This is a genomic window from Kribbella sp. CCNWLW201, from assembly GCF_037203805.1.
Classification (GTDB): domain Bacteria; phylum Actinomycetota; class Actinomycetes; order Propionibacteriales; family Kribbellaceae; genus Kribbella.
Genome location: NZ_JBBCBQ010000007.1, coordinates 1 through 24,004, shown reverse-complemented (window position 1 = coordinate 24,004; position 24,004 = coordinate 1). Strand labels below are relative to the sequence as shown.

The window sequence follows — 24,004 nt, the reverse complement described above, 5'->3', positions numbered from 1 at the left end:
CAGCTCCCACCCAGACGTGTCAACGCGTCGACCCCAGGAGTCGCCGGGTGGCGGCCTCGGCGCACACTCGGGCACTGCCGAAGGTCTGGATCCAGCCGGCGAAACCGGAGTAGTCCGTGCCCGGGACACCCATGTCGACGACGATCATGTCCGGGTGCCGGCTCTGCAGCTCGCCGATGAGCTTCTCTTGCCAGTCGAAGCGGTGAGCGCCCCGAACCGTCAGCACGACCTGGCTCCCAGCGCCGTACTCCGAACGGAACTCGCCGACGCCGGCGCGAGCCATTCCCGGCCCGTTGTAGGTCTGCCCCGACAACCCGATGCTCTCGACAACTTTCCCGGCATCGCGCAGCAGCTTCTCCACACCCCAGCCCGACGACCCGGCCGCGGGGGAGTGCGTCGGCTCCAACCGGATGATCAGTACGGCGTCGCTGCGCAGTACCGGATCCCCGTGGGTCACTGCGACCTGGTCGGCAAGCCGCTCACCCAGTGAGTTGTCCCGCAGCGCGACATCCGCCTTCGCCCTCGTCCCCAGCCGAGCCAGTCGCTCGTTGGCGTTCCGCAGCCGCTCCAGTGGCAACCGCCCGTTCTCGACCGCCTCGACGAGAGCAGCAGCCGCCACGTCCACGTCGTCGAGGAACGCCCACGACCCGAGGCAGAGCGCGTCAGCCCCGGCCTCGATTGCGCGTACGGCGGCCTCGGGCAACGGCGCCACGTCGGCGATCCCGTACATCTCCAGCGCGTCGGTGATCACCACGCCGTCGTACCCGAGCTCTCCGCGCAGGATGTCGGTGAGCAAGACCTTGCTGATGGTCGCCGGTACGTCGTCCACCTGCGGAACCAGGTCGTGCGACACCATGATGCTGTCGACTCCGGCCGCGATCGCGGCATGGAACGGATCGAGGTAGCTGTCCAGCAGCTCAGCCCGGGAGACGTCGACGAGTGGCGTCGCGAGGTGGGCATCCGTGCCGCTGAGACCGTGGCCCGGATAGTGCTTCGCGCAGGCACTGACCCCGGCTGCCTGCAGGCCTTCCACCCACGCGGCCGTGTGCCGGCTGACCAGCTGACGATCCGACCCGAAGCAACGAATCCCGTTCGGGCTGAGCGGGTTGACCGCTGTGTCGACCGCCGGGGCCAGGTCCCAGTCGATCCCGGCCTCGACCAGCGACAGCCCGATCTGGAACGCGGCCTGCCGGGTCAGCTCGACGTCGTCCAGCTCGCCGAGCGCCCGGTTGCCGGGCATCGAGAAGCCGCCGAGGTCTGCCAGCCGGCCGACGTCACCGCCTTCCTCGTCGATCGACAGCAGCACGTGATCGCGCAGGCCGTGCAACTCCGCGGCCAACCGCTCGAACTGCGAACCGTCGACGATGTCCTTGCCGAAGATCACGAAGCCGCCGAGACCGGCCTCGATCCGCGCCGGCACCCAGTTCGGCACCTTGGGCCGCCCGAGAGCGGGAAACAGCACACCATGAGCGAGCCGGTGAAGCTCTGAAGTGACAGCCAACGTCTTCCGACGTGTCATGTCAGTTCCTCTCTCGCGGATTGATCGACAGCGCAGCTGTCCAGCTGGGCCACGACGCCGAGGTCGGAGGTGGTGATCGAAGCGACCTGGTCGCGGGCCACCCCGATCGAGGTGTAGTAACCGCTCAGCGCGGCCGCCATCGCGCCCAGCAGGCCGCCGGAATCGCCGAGCACGGACCGGCGCAGGTCGCTGTGCACGCCGACGGTCTCGACCGTTTCGGCACCGACCGTCTCCAGCACGGAGTCGCTGAACGCTCCGGAGAAGCCGCCGGTGAAAACCACGGTGCCCGGCTCGTAGGCCAGGGCGACGATCGAGACCAGGTGGACCAAAGCCGCACGGATCTCGCCGACCAGCTCGCCGAAGCGGTCCGGGTCGGCGAAGACCTCGTCGGCCCTGTCGATTCGGTGCCCGGCGGACCGGGTGAGGGCGAGCAACCCTGCGCCGGACAACAGGTCCCGCAGCCGTTCCTTGCGGCCCGGCAACCGCAACCGGCCGAACTCGCCGAGCAGACCCTCCGGTCCGGCGAGCACCTGCCGGTTGAGGGCGACCGCCGAGCCGAGACCGGTGCCCAGGCTGAGTAGGACGATGGTCTCGTCCCTGGGCAGGTCGCCGTAGTACAGCTCACCCAGCAGCTCCAGGTTGGAGTCGTTGTCGATGATCGTCGGTACGCCGAGTTCGGCGCCGACGGTCTCGACGAACGCCGTACCGAGGATCTGTGGCAGGTTGAACGCGCCGACCACTCGGTCCTTGGTCGAGGCGACCACGCCGGGCAGGCCGATCGCGACCGACGTCAGCGGGATGCCGTCGCCGTACCGCTCGACCAGACCGTGTACCCGGGTCGCGATCCAGGACGCGAGTTCGGCCGCGCCCAGGTCCCGCGGGGTCTCGTCGCGGCAGCGGATGATCGCCGAACCGATCCCGTCGGCGATCACCATCCGGCAGTAGGTACCGCCGAGATCGATCCCGCAGACCAGCCCGGATCGTGGGTTGAACCCGAGCGCGGCGGCCTGCCGGCCCGGGCCTTCCCGGACGATCTTGTGCTGCTCCAGGGCCAGCCCATCGGCGAGCAGGTCGTCCACGATCCGGGCCACGGTCGCCCAGCTCAGTCCGGTCTGCTCGACCAGTTGCCGTCGGTCGATCCCGGCCTCGGACAGCAGCGCGGCGATGACCGCGCCGCGGTTGGCCGTCCGGGTCCCGGCACCGCCTCGTACCAGCTTCGTCATTTATTCTCACGGTGAATAGAATTGACCGAGCTGAGACAGTAGTCCCGTCGTACAAGCGCTGTCCAGCGATTCGGCAAACGCCGTCCCACGCTGGGAGCAATATGCTTCGAGGACCGGACCGAGTCTGGCTTTGCTGGACATCAAGGGGGATCTCATGACCGAGCCATCCACCGGCTGGCAGCTCGACGCCATCACGTACTCCGGGGGCACGCAGGACGGGCCGCACGCCGACGTGAACCTCTCCCGGGCTGGAGAACCGGTGCACGCCGAGGGTTCTGGCACCGGGCTCGTCGACGCGGTGTGCCATTCGATCTCGCAGGCGACCGGCGTGGAGGCACGGGTAGTCGCGTTCCGTGCGTACTCGGTCGGCCCGGGCAGCGAGGCTGTCGGAGAGGTCGAGCTCGAGGTGGAGTTGCCGGGCCGCAGGGTTGCGGTCAGGGCGTCGTCCACGGATGTCGTGGAGGCCGCCGGGCTTGCCTTCGTCGCGGCCCTCAACCAGTACAACGCGAAGCGGCCGGCACGAGGCTGAGGTCTGCCGGCCCGAGCGCAACGGTTCGGCCACGGAAGCGCGCCACTTCTTGGCGGGCCGTCGTGTCGACCGCGAAGCTCAGGTCGTGCGGACCGTCCACGGGCCGCGACTGCTCAGCGGCGCGCTGTTGGTTGGGATCCTCGGGTGCATGGCGCTCGGGTGTACGACGTCGACGCCCGAACCCCGGCCGTCGCCGCAGGGTTCATCGCAGTCGCCGACCATGCACGCGGGCGGGCTCATTGCCTTCGTCTCCGATCGCGAGGGCACCGACGCGCTCTACCTGATGCAGGCGGACGGCTCGAACGTACGGCGGCTGACCGGGGACCTGCCGCCGGTCTCGCACCCGGCCTGGTCGGCGGACGGGCGACGGCTGGCGTTCAACGCGGGGTCGTCGAGCGTGAGCGACATCTACCTGATCTCGCTGGACGGCACGGGGTTGCAACAGATCACCCGCGACGCGGCCGCGAACTTCTACCCGAGTTGGTCGCCGGACGGACGACGACTCGCCTTCAGTTCCAACAGGGACGGCGACTGGGACATCTTCGTGATGGACGTCGACGGTTCGAACGTCCGGCAGCTCGTCAACTCGCCCGGGCTGGACGACAAGCCGCAATGGTCGCCGGACGGCTCGCGGATCGGCTTCGCAACCACGCGCAGCGGCGCCCCAGAGCTCCGCGCGGTCGACCCGGACACCGGCGTCGAACAACTGCTCCTACCGCAGCCGGTCCGCGGTATCAACCCGTCCTGGACCTTCGACGGCTCGCAGTTGGCGTACAACGTCGTGACGCATGCCGGTTTCGACATCGCGGTCGTGGCCGCGGACGGGACCGGGTGGCGTTCTGTCGTGGCCGAGTCGGCGTCGGAGGAACGGCCCCGATGGTCGCCGAACGGCCGGTCGCTCGCGTACTACTCCGACGCGGAGGGCTCGTGGGACGTCTACGTGGTTGATGTCGAGACCGGTGTCAGCCGGGCTTTGACGCGGGCGCCCGGGTTCGACGGCCAGCCGGCGTGGCAGCCGACCGGTAGCGCGGCGACTCCCACCTCGTCATAGCCGTCAGGTGTGTCAGGACAGGGTGACGACTACTTTGCCGAGGGCCCGTCCCTCGCCGACGTCGGCGAGAGCGGCGGGGACGTCGGCGAGCGGATAGGTACGGTGGATGTGGATCTTGACCTCGCCGGTCGCGCAGAGGTCGGCAAGCGGCTCGAAGTGAGTCGGCCCCTCCTTGATCGCCAGGACCCCGATGGAGCGTCCACTGAAGCGGCCGACCAGCCAGCCGGCCGTCAGCAGGCGTAGCAGCGTCGGAACCGATCCACCCACGCAGCGGTACGTCCCGCCGGGCGCCAAGGCACGCCGGTAGGCGAACACCGACCGGTGTGCGACCAGGCCCAGAATCAGGTCGTATGGACGGGCGGTCTTGGTGAAGTCGTCTCGCTGGTAGTCGATCACGTCGTCCGCGCCGACGGACCGCATGAAGTCGAGTTTGGCGCTGTTGTCGACAGCGGTGACGTGAGCACCCAGGCTTTTGGCGAGCTGGATCGCGAACGACCCCGACCCTCCACCGGCACCGTTGATCAGGATCCGGCGGTCCGCGGCGGCCAATTTCGTTCCCTGCAAGGCGATCGCGCCCGCCTGCGGGATCGTCGATGCGTCCGCGAAGCTGAGGTGAGCGGGCTTGTGAGCGAGCGCGGACTCTGGCGCGATCGCGTATTCGGCGAATCCACCTTTCAGCAGAAGGTTGTCGCCGTACACCTCATCGCCCGGTAGGAACCGGGTCACGCCCTCACCCACCTCGTCGACGAGTCCGGCGATGTCCGATCCAAGCGTGCGCCGCGAGGGGGAACGCAGGCCTCCGATCCGCGCATAGGCGGGCGATCCACGCAGGCACTCCCAGTCGCTGAGGTTGACCGACGTGGCAACGATCCTGACCCGCACCTGGCCTGCAGCGGGCGAGGGCACCGGAACGTCCTCGACCCGCAACACCTCGGGCCCCCCGTACCGCTCATAAACAACCGCCTTCACGCCTACCCCCTCACCAGATCGTCTATCCCATTCAGCAACGTGAGGGTCATCACCGATTCCCCGGCCCCCGCAGCGGAGGCTACCGTCGTCCAGCCCCACCTGTAGACGTTGACTCCGACGACACGCGCACGCATGCGCAAGGCAAACCGTGCTGGTTACTTCTCTTGCTCGAGGTCGGTACGCATCTTTGACCAGCAGCGCGGCGAGCTCCGCCTCGGTGATGTCGTTTGCCGTCATCGCTCCGTAGGTGCTCCGGTCTGCCCAGTCGCAGCGGAGCTCGGCCCCGGCGGCGCAGCGCACTTCGCCACCCAGGTCACCGGCCGGGTACTCCATCAACCCAGGCTGTTCACCGCTGCTCTTCGCGAGACCGGCGAAAAGTCCTCGATGCCCTGCTCCGGGTCGGAGTTCTTCTGCTCGATGCCAATGAAGAGCACGATGGTGTCGCCGCCCTTGGGGTGCGCGTACCCGCCGTACCGCAACCTCCTTGGCCCGGTTCTTCGGCCTCTGCACGCCGAACGCGTGGGGCGCGGCTTTGTCGCGGCGGTGGATGCGGAGGAGCGTTATCAGCCGGCCGATCAGCAGGGCCAGCCCGAGCACGGCCGGCATCGCGGAGCCAAATCTTGTAGGCGTTGCTGTCTGCTGACAACAAGGCGACCACGCTCGCGATGTTCGGGATCACGGACCCCCTCCGGACGGATGCTCTCGGGGCTGTCCGGTCGCCCGCGCACATTAGCGAGCCCGCTTCGCGTGTCCAACGCCACGATCAGCGGTGCGGCGACCGTTCCTCAGAGCACGAGGTTGCCATACCTGGCGGACCGCGCAGCGTGAATGCGCGGCGGGTACAGCGGGGGCATGTTCGATGGATTTGTTGTGGATGAGGTTGATGTCGCGGGGATTCGGCTGCGGGTGCGGCATGGTGGGTCCGGTCCGGCGGTGGTGTTGTTGCATGGTCATCCGCGTACGCATACGACGTGGCATGCGGTCGCTCCTCGGCTGGTGGAGGCGGGGTTCAGTGTGGTGTGTCCGGATCTGCGCGGGTACGGCGGTTCGGCGAAACCGGTGACGGATGTGGACCATGCGCCGTTCTCGAAGCGGGCGATGGCTGGTGACGTTGTCGGGTTGATGGAGCTTCTGGGGCATCAGCGGTTCGCCGTTGTGGGGCACGATCGCGGGTCGTACGTCGCTTATCGAGCGGCGCTGGATCATCCCGGGCGAGTGTCGCGGCTGGCGGTTCTGGACAGCGTGCCTGTGATCGAGGCGTTGGAGAGGTGTGGAGCCGAGTTTGCTGCCGCGTGGTGGCATTGGTGGTTCTTCGCGCAGTCGAAGAATCCGGCGGAGCGGGTGATCTGTGCCGATCCGGAGACGTGGTACGGCGCCTGGACCACGAACACGCCGCAGGCGCTCGGGCCCGAGAATCACGCGGACTTCCTGGCTGCGATTCGTGATCCGGCGACGGTTCACGCGATGCTGGAGGACTATCGCGCCGGCCTCGGAGTCGATCGCGGCAATGACGCCGCGGATCGGGCGGCCGGTCGCCGGATCGAGTGCCCGACGCTGGTGCTGTGGTCGACCGACGATGACATGGAACAGCTCTACGGAGACCCGGTCGCTGTCTGGCGCGCTTGGTGCCGCGAGGTCGAAGGGCACAGCATCAAGTCCACCCATCACATCGCCGAGCAGGCACCCGTCGACCTGACCCGAAGCCTGACGCAGTTCCTGGCCGCGACAGCCCACACCGAGTGACGGCGGAACTTCTTGTCCAGGTCTTTCGCGACGTCGAGGAGTCTGGTCGGCCGCGGCTATTCGGTGACGATGTTGACGAGGCGTCCGGGCACCACAATGACCCGCTGGACCTGGACGCCGGCCAGCATGCGGACCACTTGCGCGTCGGCCAGCACCAGTGCCTCGGTGCTCGCCTTGTCGGCATCGGCAGGCACCACGGCGGTCGCCCGTACCTTGCCGTTCACCTGTACGGCGATCTCGACCGTCTCGGTCGTCAGCAGGGTCGGGTCGGCGACCGGGAAGGTCTCCCACGCCAGCGACTTTGCATGGCCCAGCCGCGACCAGAGCTCCTCGGCGACGTGCGGCGCCAGGGGGGCCAGCATCAGCAGCAGTGGCTCGACGACCTCTCGGGGTGCTCCTCCGGCCGCGCCCCATCGCGCGGTCAGGTGGTTGTTGAGCTCGGTGATGCGGGCGATCGCGGTGTTGAAGCGGAGCCCTTCCATCCCCTCGCGCACGGCCGCGATGGTCCGGTGCAGCTGCCGCCGCGTCTCCTCGTCGGCCGCGTCCGAAGAGACCCGCGGCGTACCGGCCTCCTCGTCGACGACGTTGCGCCAGACCCGCTGCAGTAGCCGGTAGACGCCGATGACCGCCTTGTTGTCCCACGGCCGGGACTGTTCCAGCGGCCCGGTGAACATCTCGTACAGCCGCAGCGTGTCCGCGCCGTACTGGGCGTACATCTCATCCGGGGCGACGGAGTTCTTCAGGCTCTTTCCCATCTTGCCGAACTCGCGGGTGACCGGCCGGCCCAAGTAGGTGAAGCTGCCGTCGACCTCGGTGACCTGCGCCGCCGGCACGTAGAAGCCGCGCTCGTCGACGTACGCGGCGGCCTGGATGTAGCCCTGGTTCAACAGCCGGGCGAAAGGCTCGGACGCCGACACATGCCCCAAGTCGTACAGCACCTTCTGCCAGAACCGCGCGTACAGCAGGTGCAGTACGGCGTGCTCGACACCCCCGACGTACAGATCGACGCCGCCGGCCGGGTTCTCGGCGTTCGGCCCCATCCAGTACCGCTCGACCTCGGGGTCGACGAAGCGGTCGTGGTTGGCCGGGTCCAGGTAGCGGATCTCGTACCAGCAGGAACCGGCCCACTGCGGCATCGTGTTGGTTTCGCGGTGATACGTCTTCAGCCCGTCGCCCAGGTCCAGCTCGACCTCGACCCAGTCCGCCAGCCGGGACAGCGGCGGCTCCGGCTCTGAGTCGGCCGCGTCCGGGCCGTCGTACGTACGCGGCGAGAAGTCCGTCATCTCAGGCAGCTCGAGCGGCAGCATCGACTCTGGCAGCGGCACCGGCAACCCGTGCTCGTCGTACACGATCGGGAACGGCTCGCCCCAGTACCGCTGGCGGCTGAACAGCCAGTCCCGCAGCTTGTAAGTGATCGCCGCTTCGCCACGGCCCTGCACCCGCAGCCAGGCCGTGATCCGGGCCTTCGCCTCGTCCTGATCCAGTCCGTTCAGCGAGACGCCGGCGTTCGCAGAGGCAACCAGGGCACCGTCGCCGGCATACGCCTCCGGCCACTCGGCCGACGGGGTGTGCCGGCCGATCCGGTGCCGCTCAGCCCACTCGGTCGGCGGCTCCACCACCTTGACGACGGGCAGGTGGAACTTCTGCGCGAACTCCAAGTCCCGCTGGTCGTGCGCGGGCACCGCCATGATCGCGCCGCTGCCGTACGCCATCAGCACATAGTCAGCGACGAAGATCGGCACTAGCTGACCGTTGACCGGGTTCAGCGCGGATGACCCGGTGAAGACGCCGGTCTTGTCCCGGCCCTCGGTCTGCCGCTCCACCTCGGAGCGCTGCGAGGCCGCCGTACGGTATTCCGCTACGGCCTCGCCCGGCGTCGCGGCGCCACCGGTCCACTCCGGACGTACGTCGTCCGGCCACCGCTCTGCCGTGACCCCGTCCACCAGCGGGTGCTCCGGGGCCAGAACCAAGTAGGTGGCACCGAACAGTGTGTCCGGCCGAGTGGTGAAGACCTCGATGTCGCCACCGGGCGAGCCGAAGCGGACCCGCGCGCCACTGGACCGGCCGATCCAGTTGCGCTGCATCTGCGCCACCGACTCCGGCCAGTCGACGGAGTCCAGGTCGTCGATCAGCCGGTCCGCGAACGCGGTGATCCGCAGCATCCATTGAGTCAGCGGCCGCCGGTAGACCTGGAAGTTGCCGCGCTCGCTACGGCCGTCGGGGGTGATCTCCTCGTTGGCCAGCACGGTGCCCAGGCCGGGGCACCAGTTGACGACCGCATCCGACCGATACGCCAGCCGGTGTGCGTCCACCACCTGCCGGCGCTCGACTGTGGACAGCTCGGGCCACGGCCGGCCGAACGGGTTGGTGCCCTGGGCCGGCTCCCGGACCCGGGCGTCCAAGTCGGTCCAGAGCTCGGCGACCGGGCGGGCCTTTCCCGCGGCGGCGTCGTACCAGGCGTCGAAGATCCGCAGGAAGATCCATTGGGTCCAGCGGTAGAAGTCGACGTCCGTGGTCACGACGCTGCGGCGCAGGTCGTGGCCCAGGCCGAGCCGGCGCAACTGTCGCCGGTAGGTCCGGATGTTGGCCTCGGTGGTGTCTCGGGGGTGTTGCCCGGTCTCTACCGCGTACTGCTCAGCAGGCAGGCCGAACGCGTCGAAGCCCATCGTGTGCAGCACGTTGGCCCCGGACATCCGCAGGTAGCGGGCGTAGACGTCGGTACCGATGTAGCCCAGCGGGTGGCCGACGTGCAGCCCATCGCCGCTCGGGTACGGGAACATGTCCAGCACGTAGCGGCGCGGCCGGCCGGCGACCTCGTCGAAGCCGTCGGACAGCGGGCCGGTCGGATTGGAGGCATGGAAAGTGCCCCCGCGCTCCCACCGCTCCTGCCAGGCGGTCTCGATCCGCTTGGCGAGCGCCGCGGTGTAGCGGTGCGAAGGGACACCGGCCGTCGGTGTCTCCGTGGTCCCGTCGACTGCTTCGCTCATCGTCGTCGCTCCTCGGTCCTGTGCGGATACGAAAGAGCGTACGAAGTCCCGTCACTGCGGCGCTTCTCCCGAGGTACGACGAACCCGTCGAGATCGTGTTGTCCGGCGCGGTACGCCGTCTTCGGGGCTGTGCGTCTGAGGATGCGCCGGCGGGGTAGTGTTTCCGCTCTGATGCCTCCAGCCCGCGCCCGCCGTCCTCGTCCGGCCGACATGACCGTCCCCGTCGGCGCGCGCTCGGTGTTCACCGACGGTGCCTGCTCGGGCAACCCGGGACCTGGAGGCTGGGCCTGGGCGCTGTCGACGACCGAGTACGCCGCTGGTCACGAGGCTGCCTCCACGAACCAGCGGATGGAGATCCGTGCCGCCCTCGAGGCCGTGCGGGCCAACGACGGTCCGCTGCTGGTCGTGTCGGATTCGACGTACGTCGTCAACTGCTTCCGCGACGGGTGGCACACAGGTTGGCTCGAGCGCGGCTGGCTCACCTCAGCAAAGAAGCCAGTCGCCAACAGGGACCTCTGGGAACCCCTGGTGGCGCTGGTGATCGAGCGCGGGGATGTCGCCTTCCACTGGGTTAAGGGCCATTCCGGCCACGAGATGAACGACTTCGTAGACGGCCTGGCCGTCACCGCCTGCTTCCCACAACACTGACCTCGACAGACACGCGGCATCCCCTGTGTGGTGACGATCCGGCGCGGGTGCGCTCCTGATCGTCGGGGTGCGTGATCGCGTGCACGGGGTTCGGAAGGCGTGTTGCCGGTTGGAGGGTGTGGTTGAGGTGGGTGGGCACTGGTGTGGGTGCCCACCCCGGGGGGCTCGGGTGGGTTAGGACGGGCCTGTCCAGGTTTGGTTTGGGCCGCCTACGCAGTCCCAGATGATGAGTTGGCGGCCGTTGGTGGTGTTGCCGGAGTCGAGGTCCAGACAGCGGTTCGCGGCGACGTTTCGCAGTTGTCCGTTCGACCAGCGCGTCCACTGCTGGTCGGGGTTGTTGGCGGTGCACGGCGCTGTCGTCACTCCGGCCCCGTTCGCCGGCGACGCGGGTTGCAGGCAGGTTCCGCCCGAGGTGAAGGTTCCGTTGGCGTTCAGGGTCCAGGTCTGGTTGGCCAGACCGGTGCAGGTCCAGATCTGCACCTTGTTCGTCACGACATCACGATCCGCGCACGACGACGTCGTACCCCAGGTGAGTGCTCCGGTGGCGGCCGTGTAGTCGGGGCCGACCCAGCTCTGGTTGCGGGTTCCGACGCAGTCGTAGATCTGCAGCCGGCGGCCGTTGGTGAAGTCGGCCTCGGGCAGGTCCAGGCACCGCCCGGAGGCCTGGTTGACGAGTGAGCCGAAGTTGCCTTGGCGCCACTTCTGGTTGCCACCGCCTGCGCAGGCCGAGACGCGCACCAAGGTCAGGTTCGCCGTCTGGCCGGACGGCACCTCCAGGCAGACGCCTCCTGTTTTCAGCTCTCCGAAGCTGTCGAGACTCCACGTCTGGTTGGAGTTCGCCAGGCAGGTCCACAGCTGCACGTTGCCGCTGGCAACATCACGATCGACGCACAGGTCCTGGCGCGTGGTCGACGCGATGGCACCGGCGGGAGCCGAGCCCGCCGGACCGGGCGTCCAGGTCGAGCCGATGGGAGAGAAGCTGAGCGAGGTGAGGGTGACCGCACCACCGACGGCGTACAGGCGAAGCCCGAGGCTCGCGGGGGAGGAGTCGAAGGCGGCGTTGTCGCTCACGACGGTCTTGCCGTCATTGCCGAAGACCGCTAGTTGCCCGCGGTCCACGAGGAGCCTGATCGTGACCCGGTTCGAGATCGGTGGCATCGGCGCGCCGTACAGGGTCTGCGCCGCAACGCCGTACGCGACAGTGCGATCGCTCGATCCGTCCGACCGCGCGTGCAGGCGGAATCCGAACTCTGACGCGGTGGCTCCGGTCAGGTCGAACTGTGCGCTGATCTCGTACGTGTCGGCCGAGATGCCGCTGAGCGGATCGGTCGCCGGATCCGTCGTGATCGTGCGCGTTCCCCAGGTCTGCGTCGACGTCCGGATGGTAGAGATCTCGCTGACCGGATTGCGGGTGAGGCGGATGCCCTCCGGATAGGTCTTCAGGGCGAGCTCGACCGGGAAGGACGCATTGCCGGTCCAGGTCACGCCGGCGTTGCTCGGCTGCCAGCCCAGTTGGACGATGCGGCCGTTCGGCAACTGGTTGAAGGTCTGGGGCGCGTACCAGGTGGACGGGGGGAAAGCCGCTCCGGAGACTCCCCATTCCATCCGCTGCGGGGTCGCCCAGTCGGCGACGAACAGTCCGCTCGCGTCGAGTGAGCCGGTGACGTACTCGCCGCTGGCATCCTGCAGGACCCACTTCCGGGCGTTGGAGTTGCCGTCGACCGGCAGTTGGTAGAGGTCGGGACATTCGGCGAACCAGGTGGCCGAGTAGGCGCCGCGATAGGTCCAGTCGAGCAGATTCGTCGAGGTGTAGAAGGCGGCGCCGGTCCCGGCCCGGAACGTGACGAGTACCCAGCGGTTGTGCTGCGGATCCCACTGCACCTTGGGGTCGCGGCTCTCGACCGGATCGGTGATGACCTTCGCGCCGCCGTCGTACATCTGGAAGGTCTTCGCCCCGTCGGTCGAGTACGCGATGCTGACGCCCTCGGTGTTGGTGAACAACAGGATCGGGTCGTCGGACCCGACCTTCAGGCCGGTCACGTTGTTCACGTCGACCCAGCCCGATCCCGACCAGAGATTGCCGCTCTGCACACCCGGTTCGAGGGAGATCGGTTGCTGCGTCCAATGCACCAGGTCCGTGCTCGTCGCGTGTCCCCAGTGCACCGCCGCGTCCCAGCCGAGCCCGTGGGGATTGTGCTGGAAGAACAGGTGGTACACGCCGCGGTAGTACAGCGGAGCGTTGATGTCGTTCATGAATCCGTTCTGCGGGCTGAAGTGGAACTGACCGCGGAACGGCTCGGTGTAGTCGGTGGCGGCGTACGGGTACTCCGGATAGTCCGAGGGCGAGCCGGCCACGGCGGCCGGGACCGCCGTGAGACAGGTGAGTGCCATGACCCAGGCCAGGAACGACGCGACCCGGGTCATGGCGTGGCCCGGAACCCGTACGTCGCTCCGCTCAGCGCCTGGAACTCCGCGGCCGTGCCGCAGTCGAGGACCTTCGTGTTGACCGTCGATCCGTCGAGTACGACGGTGCGTACGGCGACGTTCGCGGCCGTGTGATTGGTTGCGACGTAGTTGTTGCTCCCCGACTTCACCAGGACCATCGTCGGGGTCGCTCCGGACGGCGTGATGTTCGCGGGCGGGACGTCGAACGAGAAGTGATTGCCGACCACGGTGTTGCCGCTCCCGTTGAGCTGTACCAGCCCGAAGAGATCGTCGAGCCCGTTGTTGTAGCCGGTCATCGCCGGGAACGATTCGAGGTTGCGGAGGAAGTGGTTCGACCCGATCAGGTTGTTGTGGCAGGCACCTTCGAACTGGATCATCCCCGAATAGAAGGCGTGCAGGCGGTTCGCGCTGATCGTGTTGTTCGTGCAGTTCTTCAGGTGCACCGAACTCTTGCCCCGGGGGAAGATGTTGTTCCCGGAGACGATCAGGCCGAAGTGGTTCTCGGCGAAGATCGTGAAGCCGACATAGCCGGCGCCGATCAGGTTGTCGTTGACCATGCTGGCCTGCCCGGAGCCGACGAGCTCGATGCAGCTGCCGTTCTCGCAGACGAAGTTGCCCTGGATGTGCAGTGCGTCGGCGTCGGTGATCACGATCCCGCGCTGCAGGTAGACCAGGCCCATCCCGGTGATCCGCAGCGAGTCGGTGGCGGTGGTCGAGCGGATCCCGATCTTGCCGTTGAGGTAGCTGTTCTGGTGCGGGGTGAACGAGACGCCGTCCAGACAGAAGTCCAGCAGTTCGATCGAGCTGAGCCGGGGGTCGCCGCTGCGGCTGATCAGGATGGCCTCGGCGTTCCCGTCGGTGTTCTCGACCCGGATCCGGCTGCCGCCCGGCCAGATCTCGTGCCAGCCGGAGGTGTTGCCGGCGTTGTAGCGGATGCTCGACGACGTGAAGCCGTGTCCGGATCCCTTGAGCTGCAGGTAGCTGATGTCGATGACGATCCGCGTCTTGAGCGAGTAGTCGCCGGGTGGGATGTAGATGACCGCTCCGGGCTTCGAGGCCTGTGTCGGCTGGTTCGTCTTGATGTCGGCGATGATGCTGTTCACGATTGCGCCGATGTCGGTGTAGGCGGTGGTCGATGGGCTGCTGGGGATGGTCCAGGTGGTGACGTCGTAGATCGTGGAGGGCATCGTCTTCTCTTTCGTAGTGTGAGCTGCGGTGGGTCAGAGCACGCCGAGGAGCGTGTTGTGCGGTCGCGGCGCCAGGTCCGCGGTGACGGCCGCAGCCGCCGGCGTACTCGGCAGCTGGAGGTAGCCCGCAGCACTCACGGCGACCGCGGCTGCCAGGAAGACCCGGCGAGACAGGCGTGCGTCCGGAGGGGTGGAGGAGTTCACGGCGGCTCCTTCTCGAGATTGCCAAAAGGTTTTGGCAGAGCGGAATTGATCCGAAGGTAGGACCGCGGCCAGGCGGCGGCAAGATCGTGTCCGATGCCAAACGTCTTGGCAGCTGTTTGGCAGAAGTTTGGCGTTGACCAACCGGCCAGCGGAGTCCGAGCAGGTCCCCGGTCGCACCGGGCTCGCGGGTCGTGAGCGTCAGCGCCGTACTTTCAGCTTCTGGCCAGGTTGATGAGTGTGCTGGGCTGGAGCTCTTCGATCGTGACGTTCTGCGTGCCACCGGCTCGGTCACCTACAGCGTCCGGCAGTCCGGTACGACGTTCATCATCAACCTCAACGTCGATGGCAAGCCCGCCACGGTCGCGATCTCCGGCGGCGGTTCCCTCTACCGAGCCGGATAGCCATCGAAGGCTTGCACCGGCGACCAAAGTTGCGCCAAGCAACTATCAGGCCTTACCGGCGGGAAGCGTCCGGAGGCGGTCCACCAAGTGCACCGCCTCCGGAGGCACTGCCCAGCGCCTGATGGGTCGCGCGGCGATTCTGACGGGATTACGCAGCGTGATCTGTCAGCTTCCTTCGACGACCGGATAGATCTCGTCCGCGACGAGGCCATGCGCCTCCCGGTGAACTGTGATCGCAGACTCGGCGTCGGGTGCCTCGACGAGGCAGAACACCTTGCCGTCCTTCTCGTCCGCCCAGTAGCGCAGGTACTTCACGCCGTATTCGTCCTGCGTCTTCAGGTCGGCAAGGTGGGCGTCGGCGACGTCCTTGACCGTCGCGCCCGCAGGCAGACTTTGATGTACGTCCATGAAAAGGGCCATGTCAGTTCCCTCCCAAATCTCTGAGCTGGACTGGTCCAGCTCACGCTGTGTCATGATCAGTGTCATGGCCGACCGGGGTGCGCACCATGATCGTTCCGCCGCTCTCGCTGACCGAGAAGCCACCCTTTCGCGGGCTCTGTCGAGGCTCCACCTCGAGGGCGCGATCTTCCTTCGTGGCGAGTACACCGAGCCCTGGGCCTACGAATCGCTTCCGCCCCAGGACGCAACGGCCGTGCTGGCCCCACACGCCCGCCGGGTGATCCTGTTCCACGTCGTCGCGACGGGTCGAGCTTGGATCGAGACCGTCGAGGGTGAGCGGCACTGGGCCTCCGCGGGCGATGTCATCGTCCTCCCGTACGGCGACAGCCACCGCATGGGTGGCACCGAGCCGGCCGTGTGTGTCGCCGTGTCCACCCTGATCGAGCCGCCACCGTGGGAGCGGATGCCGGTCATCCATCACGGCGCCGGCGGTGCGGAAACGCACCTGGTCTGCGGCTACCTCGCCTGTGACGATCCGCTGTTCGACCCACGGATGCGCGCCCTGCCACCCGTGTTCGTCGTCCGCCCGGACGGTGCGGCGCGGCCCTGGGTGCGCGCGAGCATCGACTACGCGGTGCAGCAGACGGCGCTGATTCGCCCCGATCACTTCGAGGCTCCGACGCGCATCCCGGAACTGCTGCTGGCAGAGGTACTGCGACTCCACCTGGCCGACTCGCCGGCCATGGAAACCGGCTGGCTGCGGGCGTTGCGTGACCCGGTACTGTCGCCGGCGCTCGCCGCCATGCACGCCTCACCGGAACGGAAGTGGACTCTGCTGGATCTCGCCCGGGACGCGGGTGTCTCCATCTCGCTCCTCGACGAGCGGTTCCGCTCGGTCCTGGGCCTGGCGCCCATCCGCTACCTCACCGGCTGGCGCATGCACCTCGCGACCGATCTGCTGCGGTCGAGCGATCTCGGCGTCGCAGCAGTGGCGCGGCGGGTCGGCTATGAGTCCGAGGAAGCGTTCAGCCGCGCGTTCAAGCGCGAGACAGGCGAGGCGCCGAGCATCTGGCGCACCGCTCACCTCAGCCGCACCCCCAACTGATCGAATCGCCGCCCAGTCCAGACGCCACCCTCAGCGGCGAACAGCGCCAGGGATGCGCTCGTCCTGTCTGAGCAGGACGAGCGCGATCGCTGGGAAGACCAGGACGGACAGGAGTCCGGCACAGACCAGGGCGGCGGCGGTGATCGGTGCCATCAGTCCGGTCAGCACGCCGATCTGGGTCGCGGTGACGATGAATGGCAGGGACGTCGCCTGCAGGAGACCTACGGCCGCGGATGAGCGGCGACCCAGCGTCCGGATCGACAGCAGCGCCGGCACGCCGCGGACGACGAGCAGCGCGAGCAGGAACAGGGGGACCCGGGCGAGCGCCGCCGGATCGTCGAGGAGCCCACTGAGGTCGAGCCTCAACCCGCTGGTCACGAAGAACACCGGGATCAGGAAGCCGTAACCGAGGGCTTCCAACTTGATCCGGAAGCGAGGATGCGAGCTGGCGTCGCGGTCCACCAGCCCGACGACCGCGCCGGCCAGGAAAGCGCCCAGGATCGTCTCGAGCCCGAACTGCTCCGCCAGGGCGACGAAGGCGACGAGCAGCACGACGGCCGCCCGGACCCTGATCTCGGCCGTGGTGTCCTGCAGCCGCACCAGTACAGTGCCGATCCGCTGGGAACGTCCGGCGGTCGCGACCACGACGCCGGTGACGACCACGAGGACGGCGAACAGTCCGACCATGATGAGCCTCTCGCCGGTGCTCCCGCCTTCGGTCGAGAACACGAGCGACAGCACCAGTACGGCGGCGAAGTCGGCGACCGAGGCCGCGGCGATGGTGAACTGGCCGACCGGGCCCTCGGCCTTGCCCGCGTCCTTGAGCACCGGTACGACCAGGCCGAGTGAGGTCGCGGACAGCGCGACGGCCAACAGCAGCGGGCTCTGCACCCAGCCGGCCGCCGAGAAGCCAAGGCCCGCCGCCGTACCCAATGTCAACGTCACCAGATAGCCGAGCACCGCAAGTCGAAGGATCTGGCCGCGGAGCCGATGGACGTCGATCTCCAGGCCGGCCAGGAAGAGCAGGAACCCGAGACCGAGCAGGGCCACGATCTGTAGCGGCTCGTCCACTTCGACCAGCCCGAGGCCGTGTGGCCCGACCACGATGCCGGCCACGATCTCGAGGACCACGGCCGGAACCCGAAGCCACGGCGCCAATCCGAGCAGGAGTGGTGCGAGCAGGGCGATCAACGCGACCGCGAACAGGTTGGTGAATTCGACGTCCGGCATGAAGGTTCTGTGCCGCAGGCAGCGTCAGCGTTACAGACTCAGTCGCGGGGGAAGGTGCGGAAGGCTTCCAGCAGGCGGTCGCGAGTCTGCTCGGAGAGACTCTCGGGCTCCACCTGGCCGACCTCGGCGATGGTGCGGCGCATCTGGTCGACGTACGTCTGGCAGCCGTCGCAGCTCGCGAGGTGCTCGACGAAACGCTGTTCGGTCTCGGGATCGAGGGCCCCGTCGAGGAAGGCGGTGACGAGTTCGACCAGCTCGGCGCACGTCATGTCTCGACTCCACTCGTGGCGAAGTAGCGCTCGAGGTGGCCGCGGACCGCTGCCCGGGCTCGGTGCAGCAGGACCCGCTGGTTGGCCATCGAGATGTCAAGCAAGGCACACACATCCTCTGCCCTGTGCCCGTCGATGTCCCGCAGGGTCAGGACGACCTGCTGCCGGGGCGGCAGGTTCTCGATCGCTGCTGCCACGGTCGCCCGGACCTCGTGCGCGAGCACTTCGCTCTCGGTGTTCGGCCAGCGCTCCGGGAACGCGGCCCAATGCGCTGGGTACGGGTCGTCCGCGCCCCGGAACCGGCTCGGATCGACTGTCGGTCCCTCGTCCGGGATGAGGCTGGTCCACGGCACCGTCCGTTGCTCCCGGCTGCCGCGTTTGCGGGCGATGTTGACCAGGATCCGGTAGACCCAGGTCTGCAGCGACGACCGTCCTTCGAACCGCTCGATCCCCTGGAACACGGCCAGCCAGGTGTCCTGGACCACCTCTTCGGCGCTCGCGGCGGTGGACACGAACGACCGGGCCAGCCGCAGCATCGACCCCGACCAGCCGTTCAGCAGGCAGGCAAAGGCCTCCTCGTCCCCGGCCCGCAGACCGGCGACGAGGACGTCGTCCGACGGCAGAACCACCCCCACACGCCGACGGTACAACAGGACGGTCAGCGGTACTCCGGGTTCTCGAAGTCGAATCGGCAGCCCGCGTCCCACTCCGAGCGCTGGTTCCCGTGCGCCGGTACGCCGCCGGCGTCCTTCAGCATCCGGCCCAGGTGCAACAGGTTCCAGGTCATGAAGGTGGTGTTGCGGTTGGTGAAGTCGTTGTCCGGCCCGCCCGAACCTTCGTCCAGGTACGACGGACCTGGCCCGGCCTCACCGATCCACCCGGCGTCCGCCTGCGGTGGAATCGTGTAGCCGAGGTGCTGCAGGGAGTAGAGCACGTTCATCGCGCAGTGTTTGACGCCGTCCTCGTTGCCGGTGATCAGGCAGCCGCCGACGCGACCGTAGTACGCGTACTGCCCGTGCTCGTTGAGAATCGACGAGTTGCCGTACAGCCGTTCGATCACCTGCTTGGTCACCGAACTGTTGTCACCCAGCCAGATCGGCCCCGCGATCACCAGGATGTCGGCGGTCATCACCTTCTCCTGGATGGCCGGCCAGGCGTCGGTCTCCCAGCCGTGCTCGGTCATGTCCGGCCAGACGCCGGTGGCGATGTCGTGGTCGACGGCCCGGATCACCTCGACCTCGACACTCTGCTTCTCCATGATCCGCCGGCTGACCTCGATTAGGCCCTCGGTGTTGCTGATCGCCGGTGACCGCTTCAGCGTGCAGTTGATGAACAATGCGCGCAGGTCGTCGTACTCGGGCATCGTGGATTCTCCTTCAGCTCAAACGCTTCTGAAAGGATCAGTGCCTGCCCGCGCCCAGGCGTTACGGAAGCAGATGGACGTTCGTGTGCGGTAAGCGTTCGGATGCTCCACAAGGGCGGTTGGCCGGGTTGTGATGGAAGCATGAAGCTGCCGGCACTTCCGACCGAGAGGTCCTTCCCATCTCCGTTGCGCCATCCGCGGGTGGCGACCGTGATCGGCCGTTGGCTCGGTGTCGCGGTGACGATCTGCTTCCTGACCGGCCTGTTCAGCCACTTCCAGCAGTCGGGACCCGATTGGCTCTACATCCCGAGTCGGCCGGCGTCGTTGTATCGGGTGACGCAAGGGCTGCATGTGCTGAGTGGGACCGTGGCGGTTCCGTTGTTGCTGGCGAAGTTGTGGGCCGTGTATCCGAAGTTGTTCGCCAAGCCTCCGTGGCCGCCGGGTCGGCAGGCCTTGGGCATGATTCTCGAGCGGCTGTCGATTCTGGTGCTGGTGTCGGCGCTGGCGCTGGAACTGTTCATCGGCTTCGTCAACACGCTCCAGTGGTACCCGTGGCCGTTCCCGTTCAGGCAGACTCATTACGCGCTCGCCTGGATCATCGTCGGTGCTCTGCTGGTCCATCTGGCCGTGAAGCTTCCGCTGATTGCGGCCCACTGGAGCAAGGCTCGTGCGCCCGTCCCGGAAACCGGGGGCCTGAGCCGGCGCGGCTTGTTCCGAACGGTTGCCGGTGCCGGAGCGCTGGTCGGGATCGCGTCGGTCGGGCAGTCGGTGCCGGCGCTAGGGCCGATCGCCGTACTGGCGCCGCGTCGGCCGGGGATCGGCCCGCAGGGTCTGCCGGTGAACCGGACCGCCAGGGACGCCGGGGTGACCGTCGTCGGTGCCGACTGGCGATTCACGATCAGGGGCCCTCAGCAACTGACGTATTCGCTGGATGAGTTGCGTGCGCTGCCGCAGAGCCGGTCCGAGTTGCCGATCGCGTGCGTCGAGGGTTGGAGTCAGGGTGCTCGGTGGGAAGGCATTCGCATCCGTGATCTGCTGAGACTGTGCGGGGCACCGGCTTCCTCCCGCGTCAGGGTCGTCTCGATGGAGCAGGACGGGTTCTACGCGACCAGCGAACTCCCGCCGCAGTTCGCCGCCGATCCGCTCACTCTCCTCGCCCTCCGGCTGAACGGCAGCGAGCTGGACCTCGACCACGGGTTCCCCGCCCGCATCATCGCGCCGAACCGGCCTGGTGTCCTGCAGACCAAATGGGTCCACCGGCTGGAGGTCCTGTCATGACGAAGGCTCGTACGGCGTTGGCCGTGGGCGGAATCGCCTTCGGGCTCTGGGGGCTGTGGCTGATGCTGGACAGCCTGAGCACGGATGCGTTGATCCGGTTGCCGCTCTGGCTGGGTGGCGTCGTACTGGTGGACGACTTCGTCCTGGTCCCGCTGGTGATCGCCGCCGGCTGGCTCACCCGCAGGTCGATCGTCCGCACGATGCTGCTGTACGTCGGGATCACCACACTGATCGCGATTCCGCTGCTGCTGCGCCAAGGCAGAGGGGTCAATCCGACCGTCTTGCCCCGCGACTACCTGCGCGACTGGTTGATGTTGGAGGCCACGATCGTGCTGGTCGGCCTTGTGGCACTGGTGGTGCGATTACGGCGTGCTGACGGATCGGCCGGATCGGGTCCGCGGGGGAGTGCGCGCTCCTAGGGTCAGAGGCATGGCAGACATCGGTGTGATCGGTGGATCGGGCTTCTACTCCTTCCTGCAAGACGCGCGCCCGGTGACGGTCGAGACACCGTTCGGGCCGCCCAGCGAGGCGCCCGTCGTGGGTGAGGTGAGCGGTCGTCAGGTCGCGTTCATCCCGCGGCATGGCGCCGACCATCGCTTCCCGCCGCATCGGGTGAACTACCGGGCCAATCTCTGGGCGCTGCACGCCCTCGGTGTTCGCCAGGTCCTCGGTCCGTGCGCGGTCGGATCGTTGCGTCCCGAGCTCGTTCCCGGCACCTTCGTCGTACCCGATCAGCTCGTCGATCGCACCTGGGGCCGGGAGCACACGGTGTACGACGGTCCGCCGGCTCCGGTGGTCCACACCGCGGCCGCCGACCCGTACTGTCCTACCGGCCGGGCCACGGTAATTGCCATGGGCAACGTGGTTCCCGACGGCACGATGGTGGTGATCAACGGTCCGCGGTTCTCCACCCGGGCCGAGTCCCGGTGGCACGCCGCGCAGGGCTGGTCCGTGGTCGGCATGACCGGGGCCCCGGAGGCGTCGATCGCGCGCGAGTTGGGGCTCTGCTACACGTCGGTCGCGGTGGTCACCGATCATGACGCCGGGGTGGCGGCGGGGGAGGGCGTCACCCAGGCCGAGGTGTTCGAAGTGTTCGGGCGCAGCATCGAGCGTCTGAAGGTCCTGCTCGCCGACGTGATCGCCCAGCTTCCCAAACCGGACGTCGACTGCAGTTGCCGTCATGCGCTGGATGGGACTGCCCGGTGAAGGTTCTGCTCACCGGCGGCGCCGGCTTCATCGGCCGTCACGTGCACGCCCAACTCGTTGCCGACGGCCATGATGTTGCCGTTTTCGACTCGCTCCGGCCCGACGTTCACGCCGTACCGCCGGTGCTGGAGAACCTGATCGTGGCCGATGTACGGGATGCCGACGCGCTCGCCGCCGCGCTGGACGGTGTGGACGCGGTGGTCCACCTCGCGGCGAAGGTCGGGCTCGGCGTCGATCTCGACGACATCGACGACTACGTGAGCAGCAACAGCCTGGGCACCGCGGTCCTGCTCCGGGAGCTGGGCCGCGCCGGGATCGATCATCTGGTCTACGCGAGTTCGATGGTGGTGTACGGCGAGGGCCGCCACGAGTGTGCACGCCATGGTGTCGTCGCGCCCGGACCCCGGCGGATCCCGGATCTCGAGGACGGCAACTTCGAACCGCCGTGCCCGTTCTGCGGGCAGTTCCTGCGGCCGGGCCTGGTCGACGAGGATGCACGGCTCGATCCACGCAACGCGTACGCGGCATCCAAGCTGACCGGGGAACACCTGGCCGCCGCCTGGGCACGGGAAACGGGCGGCCGGGTTGCCGCGCTGCGGTTCCACAACGTGTACGGGCCAGGGATGCCACGCGATACGCCGTACGCGGGGGTGGCGGCGTTGTTCCGTTCGAGTCTCGAGCGCGGTGACGCTCCGCAGGTCTTCGAGGACGGCCGCCAGCGCCGCGACTTCGTCCACGTTCAGGACATCGCCTCGGCGGTGGCGTTGGCCGCGCAGGCCGACCATCCGCAGTTCGCGGCGTACAACGTCGGCAGCGGTACCGTCCACACCATCGCCGAGATGGCCACCGAGCTGTCCCGCGTGTACGGCGGACCTGCGCCGGTGATCACCGGTCGGTACCGCCTCGGCGACGTCCGGCACATCACGGCGACCTCCGACCGGATCAAGGCCGAGCTGGGCTGGAAACCGGCGTACGACCTGGCCGAAGGCGTCGCCGATCTGGTCGGGTCAGCTCGCGGGTAGGTCGATCTCGAAGGTGCAGCCGCCGGGGACGCTGGCGACGGCGATGTTGCCGTGATGAGACTCGACCACCCCACGGGCGATCGCCAGCCCCAGACCCCCGCCACCACCTACCGGTGTTCGCTGCGTGTCGCCGCGCCAGCCGACGTCGAAGACCCGGTCCAGGTCGTGGTCCGGGATCCCGCCGCAGCCGTCCGTCACCGCGATCCGGATCCGGCCGTCGGTCTCGCGGTCGACGGACAGGCGGACGGCCCCGCCTGGTTCGGTGTGCCGGATGGCGTTGTCGACCAGGTTCGTCACCGCCCGCGTCAGCTCGTCTGCGTCGCCATGGACTGCCAGCCGGTCTTCGTCGCCCGGGGTCGAGACCGACAGCGTGACGCCCTCGGCGCGGGCGTGCTCGCAGGTCTCGCCGACGACGTCGTCGGCTAGTTCACGCAGGCTGACCGCGGTACGGCGGCGTGGCGGCGGAGCCCCGGCCAGTCGGGACAACTCGAAGAGATCGTCCACCAGGCCGGTCATCCGGTCCACGGTGGTCCGCATTTGCCGCAGGGCTCCCGGTGCGTCGTCGATCACGCCGTCTTCCAGTCCTTCGGACAAGGCCCGCAGCCCGGCCAGCGGCGTGCGCAGGTCATGGGACAGGAACGCGACCAGTTCGCGGCGACTGGCCTCGAGCGCGCGCTCGCGCTCGCGAGACGCGGCCAGGCGTTGCCGGGTCTGCTCCAGCTCGATCGTCAGCGCGGTCAGCTCAGCCGGCCCGTTGCGCGTGTCATGGTCGGCGACCGGTTCGTACGACGTACCGAGAAGGCGCAACCGTCGTTCCACGGCACGTGAGCCGGTGGTGATCCAGTGTGCGAGCAGCACCGACATGGCCAGTCCGAGCAGTGCCGCGAACGCCAGCGTCCAGAGCACGACCCACGAGTCGTGTTCGGAGATGAACATCGCCCGCACACTCTGCAGTACGGCGGACAACGCGGCAGCCATCGGCACGAGGGCGACAACGATCATGGTGATCCGCAAGGACCGGCGCCGGAACTTCCAGAGCACCGATGCGCCCACTGCGGCGACGATCAGTGTCCAGAGCGCCGTCAGCCCGAGGATCGTGACGGTGTCGCGGTTCATCCGGCCTCACTCACGAAGCGATAGCCGGTGCGTGGCACCGTGAGCACCAACCGGGGATCGGAGGGGTCGGCCTCGATCTTCTCCCGCAACCGCCGGACGTGAACCGTCAC

25 protein-coding genes are annotated in these 24,004 nt (G+C 68.0%); 10 read left to right on the top strand and 15 right to left on the bottom strand.

Features of this window, described 5'->3' with window-relative positions:
* Window positions 1–19 precede the first annotated feature (19 nt).
* Window positions 20–1,519 carry a glycoside hydrolase family 3 protein gene (locus V9K99_RS26475; protein ID WP_337324138.1) on the bottom strand — a complete coding sequence of 500 codons (1,500 nt, stop codon included), beginning with the start codon at window positions 1,517–1,519 and terminating at the stop codon, window positions 20–22.
* Window positions 1,516–2,742 carry an ROK family transcriptional regulator gene (locus V9K99_RS26470; protein WP_337324139.1) on the bottom strand — a complete coding sequence of 409 codons (1,227 nt, stop codon included), beginning with the start codon at window positions 2,740–2,742 and terminating at the stop codon, window positions 1,516–1,518. The genes V9K99_RS26475 and V9K99_RS26470 overlap by 4 nt, the downstream gene beginning before the upstream one ends.
* Before the next feature lie 154 nt (window positions 2,743–2,896).
* Here V9K99_RS26470 and V9K99_RS26465 point away from each other — a divergent pair, with 154 nt between their 5' ends.
* Entirely contained in the window at window positions 2,897–3,271 is a 375-nt protein-coding gene (locus tag V9K99_RS26465) for an alpha-isopropylmalate synthase regulatory domain-containing protein (RefSeq protein ID WP_337324140.1), read from the top strand.
* Window positions 3,272–3,356: 85 nt separating this feature from the next.
* Window positions 3,357–4,322: a hypothetical protein gene (locus tag V9K99_RS26460; protein WP_337324141.1), complete on the top strand. Its 966-nt coding sequence runs from the start codon at window positions 3,357–3,359 to the stop codon at window positions 4,320–4,322.
* 12 nt (window positions 4,323–4,334) lie between these two features.
* On the opposite strand, the gene V9K99_RS26455 is transcribed toward V9K99_RS26460, so the two are convergent.
* Both V9K99_RS26455 and V9K99_RS26450 read right to left on the bottom strand, forming a co-directional pair.
* Entirely contained in the window at window positions 4,335–5,291 is a 957-nt protein-coding gene (locus tag V9K99_RS26455; protein ID WP_337324142.1) for an NAD(P)-dependent alcohol dehydrogenase, read from the bottom strand.
* Between the two features lie 332 nt (window positions 5,292–5,623).
* Entirely contained in the window at window positions 5,624–5,770 is a 147-nt protein-coding gene (locus V9K99_RS26450; RefSeq protein ID WP_337324143.1) for a hypothetical protein, read from the bottom strand.
* 391 nt (window positions 5,771–6,161) lie between these two features.
* Here V9K99_RS26450 and V9K99_RS26445 point away from each other — a divergent pair, with 391 nt between their 5' ends.
* Window positions 6,162–7,034, top strand: coding sequence for an alpha/beta fold hydrolase (locus V9K99_RS26445; RefSeq protein WP_337324144.1), 873 nt, complete (start codon window positions 6,162–6,164; stop codon window positions 7,032–7,034).
* A gap of 56 nt (window positions 7,035–7,090) precedes the next feature.
* Here V9K99_RS26445 and leuS read toward each other — a convergent pair whose 3' ends face one another.
* On the bottom strand, window positions 7,091–10,021 hold the full coding sequence (leuS, locus tag V9K99_RS26440) for a leucine--tRNA ligase (protein WP_337324145.1): 2,931 nt from the start codon (window positions 10,019–10,021) through the stop codon (window positions 7,091–7,093).
* A gap of 171 nt (window positions 10,022–10,192) precedes the next feature.
* On the opposite strand from leuS, the gene V9K99_RS26435 reads away from it, so the two are divergent.
* The gene (locus tag V9K99_RS26435) at window positions 10,193–10,669 is read left to right on the top strand and encodes a ribonuclease H family protein (protein ID WP_337324146.1); all 477 of its coding nucleotides are present in this window, start codon (window positions 10,193–10,195) and stop codon (window positions 10,667–10,669) included.
* Between the two features lie 174 nt (window positions 10,670–10,843).
* Here V9K99_RS26435 and V9K99_RS26430 read toward each other — a convergent pair whose 3' ends face one another.
* From V9K99_RS26430 to V9K99_RS26420, 3 genes are read right to left on the bottom strand one after another with little or no spacing between them, the layout of a single operon-like run.
* Window positions 10,844–13,093 (bottom strand): ricin-type beta-trefoil lectin domain protein, encoded by a 2,250-nt coding sequence (locus V9K99_RS26430; RefSeq protein WP_337324147.1) that lies wholly within the window; start codon window positions 13,091–13,093, stop codon window positions 10,844–10,846.
* Window positions 13,090–14,301: a NosD domain-containing protein gene (locus V9K99_RS26425; RefSeq protein WP_337324148.1), complete on the bottom strand. Its 1,212-nt coding sequence runs from the start codon at window positions 14,299–14,301 to the stop codon at window positions 13,090–13,092. The genes V9K99_RS26430 and V9K99_RS26425 overlap by 4 nt, the downstream gene beginning before the upstream one ends.
* 33 nt (window positions 14,302–14,334) lie before the next feature.
* Window positions 14,335–14,505 carry a hypothetical protein gene (locus V9K99_RS26420; RefSeq protein ID WP_337324149.1) on the bottom strand — a complete coding sequence of 57 codons (171 nt, stop codon included), beginning with the start codon at window positions 14,503–14,505 and terminating at the stop codon, window positions 14,335–14,337.
* Window positions 14,506–14,696: 191 nt separating this feature from the next.
* Here V9K99_RS26420 and V9K99_RS26415 point away from each other — a divergent pair, with 191 nt between their 5' ends.
* Window positions 14,697–14,906 carry a hypothetical protein gene (locus V9K99_RS26415; protein WP_337324150.1) on the top strand — a complete coding sequence of 70 codons (210 nt, stop codon included), beginning with the start codon at window positions 14,697–14,699 and terminating at the stop codon, window positions 14,904–14,906.
* Window positions 14,907–15,071: 165 nt separating this feature from the next.
* Here the strand turns inward: V9K99_RS26415 and V9K99_RS26410 are convergent, their stop codons facing one another.
* Complete coding sequence (locus V9K99_RS26410) at window positions 15,072–15,326, bottom strand: DUF4242 domain-containing protein (RefSeq protein WP_337324151.1); 255 nt, start codon at window positions 15,324–15,326, stop codon at window positions 15,072–15,074.
* Window positions 15,327–15,390: 64 nt separating this feature from the next.
* Here V9K99_RS26410 and V9K99_RS26405 point away from each other — a divergent pair, with 64 nt between their 5' ends.
* Window positions 15,391–16,410, top strand: a complete 1,020-nt coding sequence (locus V9K99_RS26405; RefSeq protein ID WP_337324152.1) for an AraC family transcriptional regulator — start codon at window positions 15,391–15,393, stop codon at window positions 16,408–16,410.
* 30 nt (window positions 16,411–16,440) lie between these two features.
* Here V9K99_RS26405 and V9K99_RS26400 read toward each other — a convergent pair whose 3' ends face one another.
* Genes V9K99_RS26400 through V9K99_RS26385 form a run of 4 tightly spaced genes read right to left on the bottom strand, consistent with a single transcriptional unit; the run spans window position 16,441 to window position 19,272 of the window.
* Window positions 16,441–17,640, bottom strand: a complete 1,200-nt coding sequence (locus V9K99_RS26400) for a cation:proton antiporter (protein WP_337324153.1) — start codon at window positions 17,638–17,640, stop codon at window positions 16,441–16,443.
* A gap of 38 nt (window positions 17,641–17,678) precedes the next feature.
* Window positions 17,679–17,909, bottom strand: coding sequence for an anti-sigma factor family protein (locus V9K99_RS26395; RefSeq protein ID WP_337324154.1), 231 nt, complete (start codon window positions 17,907–17,909; stop codon window positions 17,679–17,681).
* Window positions 17,906–18,544 (bottom strand): RNA polymerase sigma factor, encoded by a 639-nt coding sequence (locus tag V9K99_RS26390; protein WP_337324155.1) that lies wholly within the window; start codon window positions 18,542–18,544, stop codon window positions 17,906–17,908. Before V9K99_RS26390 ends, V9K99_RS26395 begins: the two co-directional genes overlap by 4 nt.
* A gap of 23 nt (window positions 18,545–18,567) precedes the next feature.
* Complete coding sequence (locus V9K99_RS26385) at window positions 18,568–19,272, bottom strand: flavodoxin family protein (RefSeq protein ID WP_337324156.1); 705 nt, start codon at window positions 19,270–19,272, stop codon at window positions 18,568–18,570.
* Between the two features lie 201 nt (window positions 19,273–19,473).
* Between V9K99_RS26385 and V9K99_RS26380 the strand changes: the two genes are divergently transcribed.
* Genes V9K99_RS26380 through V9K99_RS26365 form a run of 4 tightly spaced genes read left to right on the top strand, consistent with a single transcriptional unit; the run spans window position 19,474 to window position 22,778 of the window.
* Window positions 19,474–20,550, top strand: coding sequence for a molybdopterin-dependent oxidoreductase (locus tag V9K99_RS26380; RefSeq protein WP_337324157.1), 1,077 nt, complete (start codon window positions 19,474–19,476; stop codon window positions 20,548–20,550).
* Window positions 20,547–20,969, top strand: coding sequence for a hypothetical protein (locus tag V9K99_RS26375; protein ID WP_337324158.1), 423 nt, complete (start codon window positions 20,547–20,549; stop codon window positions 20,967–20,969). Before V9K99_RS26380 ends, V9K99_RS26375 begins: the two co-directional genes overlap by 4 nt.
* Before the next feature lie 10 nt (window positions 20,970–20,979).
* The gene (locus V9K99_RS26370) at window positions 20,980–21,756 is read left to right on the top strand and encodes an S-methyl-5'-thioadenosine phosphorylase (RefSeq protein WP_337324159.1); all 777 of its coding nucleotides are present in this window, start codon (window positions 20,980–20,982) and stop codon (window positions 21,754–21,756) included.
* Window positions 21,753–22,778 carry an NAD-dependent epimerase/dehydratase family protein gene (locus V9K99_RS26365; protein ID WP_337324160.1) on the top strand — a complete coding sequence of 342 codons (1,026 nt, stop codon included), beginning with the start codon at window positions 21,753–21,755 and terminating at the stop codon, window positions 22,776–22,778. The genes V9K99_RS26370 and V9K99_RS26365 overlap by 4 nt, the downstream gene beginning before the upstream one ends.
* On the opposite strand, the gene V9K99_RS26360 is transcribed toward V9K99_RS26365, so the two are convergent.
* On the bottom strand, window positions 22,764–23,894 hold the full coding sequence (locus tag V9K99_RS26360) for a sensor histidine kinase (RefSeq protein ID WP_337324161.1): 1,131 nt from the start codon (window positions 23,892–23,894) through the stop codon (window positions 22,764–22,766). The genes V9K99_RS26365 and V9K99_RS26360 overlap by 15 nt on opposite strands.
* Window positions 23,891–24,004, bottom strand: a complete 114-nt coding sequence (locus tag V9K99_RS26355; protein ID WP_443137113.1) for a winged helix-turn-helix domain-containing protein — start codon at window positions 24,002–24,004, stop codon at window positions 23,891–23,893. The genes V9K99_RS26360 and V9K99_RS26355 overlap by 4 nt, the downstream gene beginning before the upstream one ends.

Bases quoted from the DNA above. Each gene is read 5' to 3' on its own strand.
- V9K99_RS26475 (WP_337324138.1), bottom strand. From the start codon at position 1,519: ATGACACGTCGGAAGACGTTGGCTGTCACTTCAGAGCTTCACCGGCTC.
- V9K99_RS26470 (WP_337324139.1), bottom strand. From the start codon at position 2,742: ATGACGAAGCTGGTACGAGGCGGTGCCGGGACCCGGACGGCCAACCGC.
- V9K99_RS26465 (WP_337324140.1), top strand. From the start codon at position 2,897: ATGACCGAGCCATCCACCGGCTGGCAGCTCGACGCCATCACGTACTCC.
- leuS (WP_337324145.1), bottom strand. From the start codon at position 10,021: ATGAGCGAAGCAGTCGACGGGACCACGGAGACACCGACGGCCGGTGTC.
- V9K99_RS26435 (WP_337324146.1), top strand. From the start codon at position 10,193: ATGCCTCCAGCCCGCGCCCGCCGTCCTCGTCCGGCCGACATGACCGTC.
- V9K99_RS26430 (WP_337324147.1), bottom strand. From the start codon at position 13,093: ATGACCCGGGTCGCGTCGTTCCTGGCCTGGGTCATGGCACTCACCTGT.
- V9K99_RS26425 (WP_337324148.1), bottom strand. From the start codon at position 14,301: ATGCCCTCCACGATCTACGACGTCACCACCTGGACCATCCCCAGCAGC.
- V9K99_RS26410 (WP_337324151.1), bottom strand. From the start codon at position 15,326: ATGGCCCTTTTCATGGACGTACATCAAAGTCTGCCTGCGGGCGCGACG.
- V9K99_RS26405 (WP_337324152.1), top strand. From the start codon at position 15,391: ATGGCCGACCGGGGTGCGCACCATGATCGTTCCGCCGCTCTCGCTGAC.
- V9K99_RS26400 (WP_337324153.1), bottom strand. From the start codon at position 17,640: ATGCCGGACGTCGAATTCACCAACCTGTTCGCGGTCGCGTTGATCGCC.
- V9K99_RS26395 (WP_337324154.1), bottom strand. From the start codon at position 17,909: ATGACGTGCGCCGAGCTGGTCGAACTCGTCACCGCCTTCCTCGACGGG.
- V9K99_RS26385 (WP_337324156.1), bottom strand. From the start codon at position 19,272: ATGCCCGAGTACGACGACCTGCGCGCATTGTTCATCAACTGCACGCTG.
- V9K99_RS26375 (WP_337324158.1), top strand. From the start codon at position 20,547: ATGACGAAGGCTCGTACGGCGTTGGCCGTGGGCGGAATCGCCTTCGGG.
- V9K99_RS26370 (WP_337324159.1), top strand. From the start codon at position 20,980: ATGGCAGACATCGGTGTGATCGGTGGATCGGGCTTCTACTCCTTCCTG.
- V9K99_RS26360 (WP_337324161.1), bottom strand. From the start codon at position 23,894: ATGAACCGCGACACCGTCACGATCCTCGGGCTGACGGCGCTCTGGACA.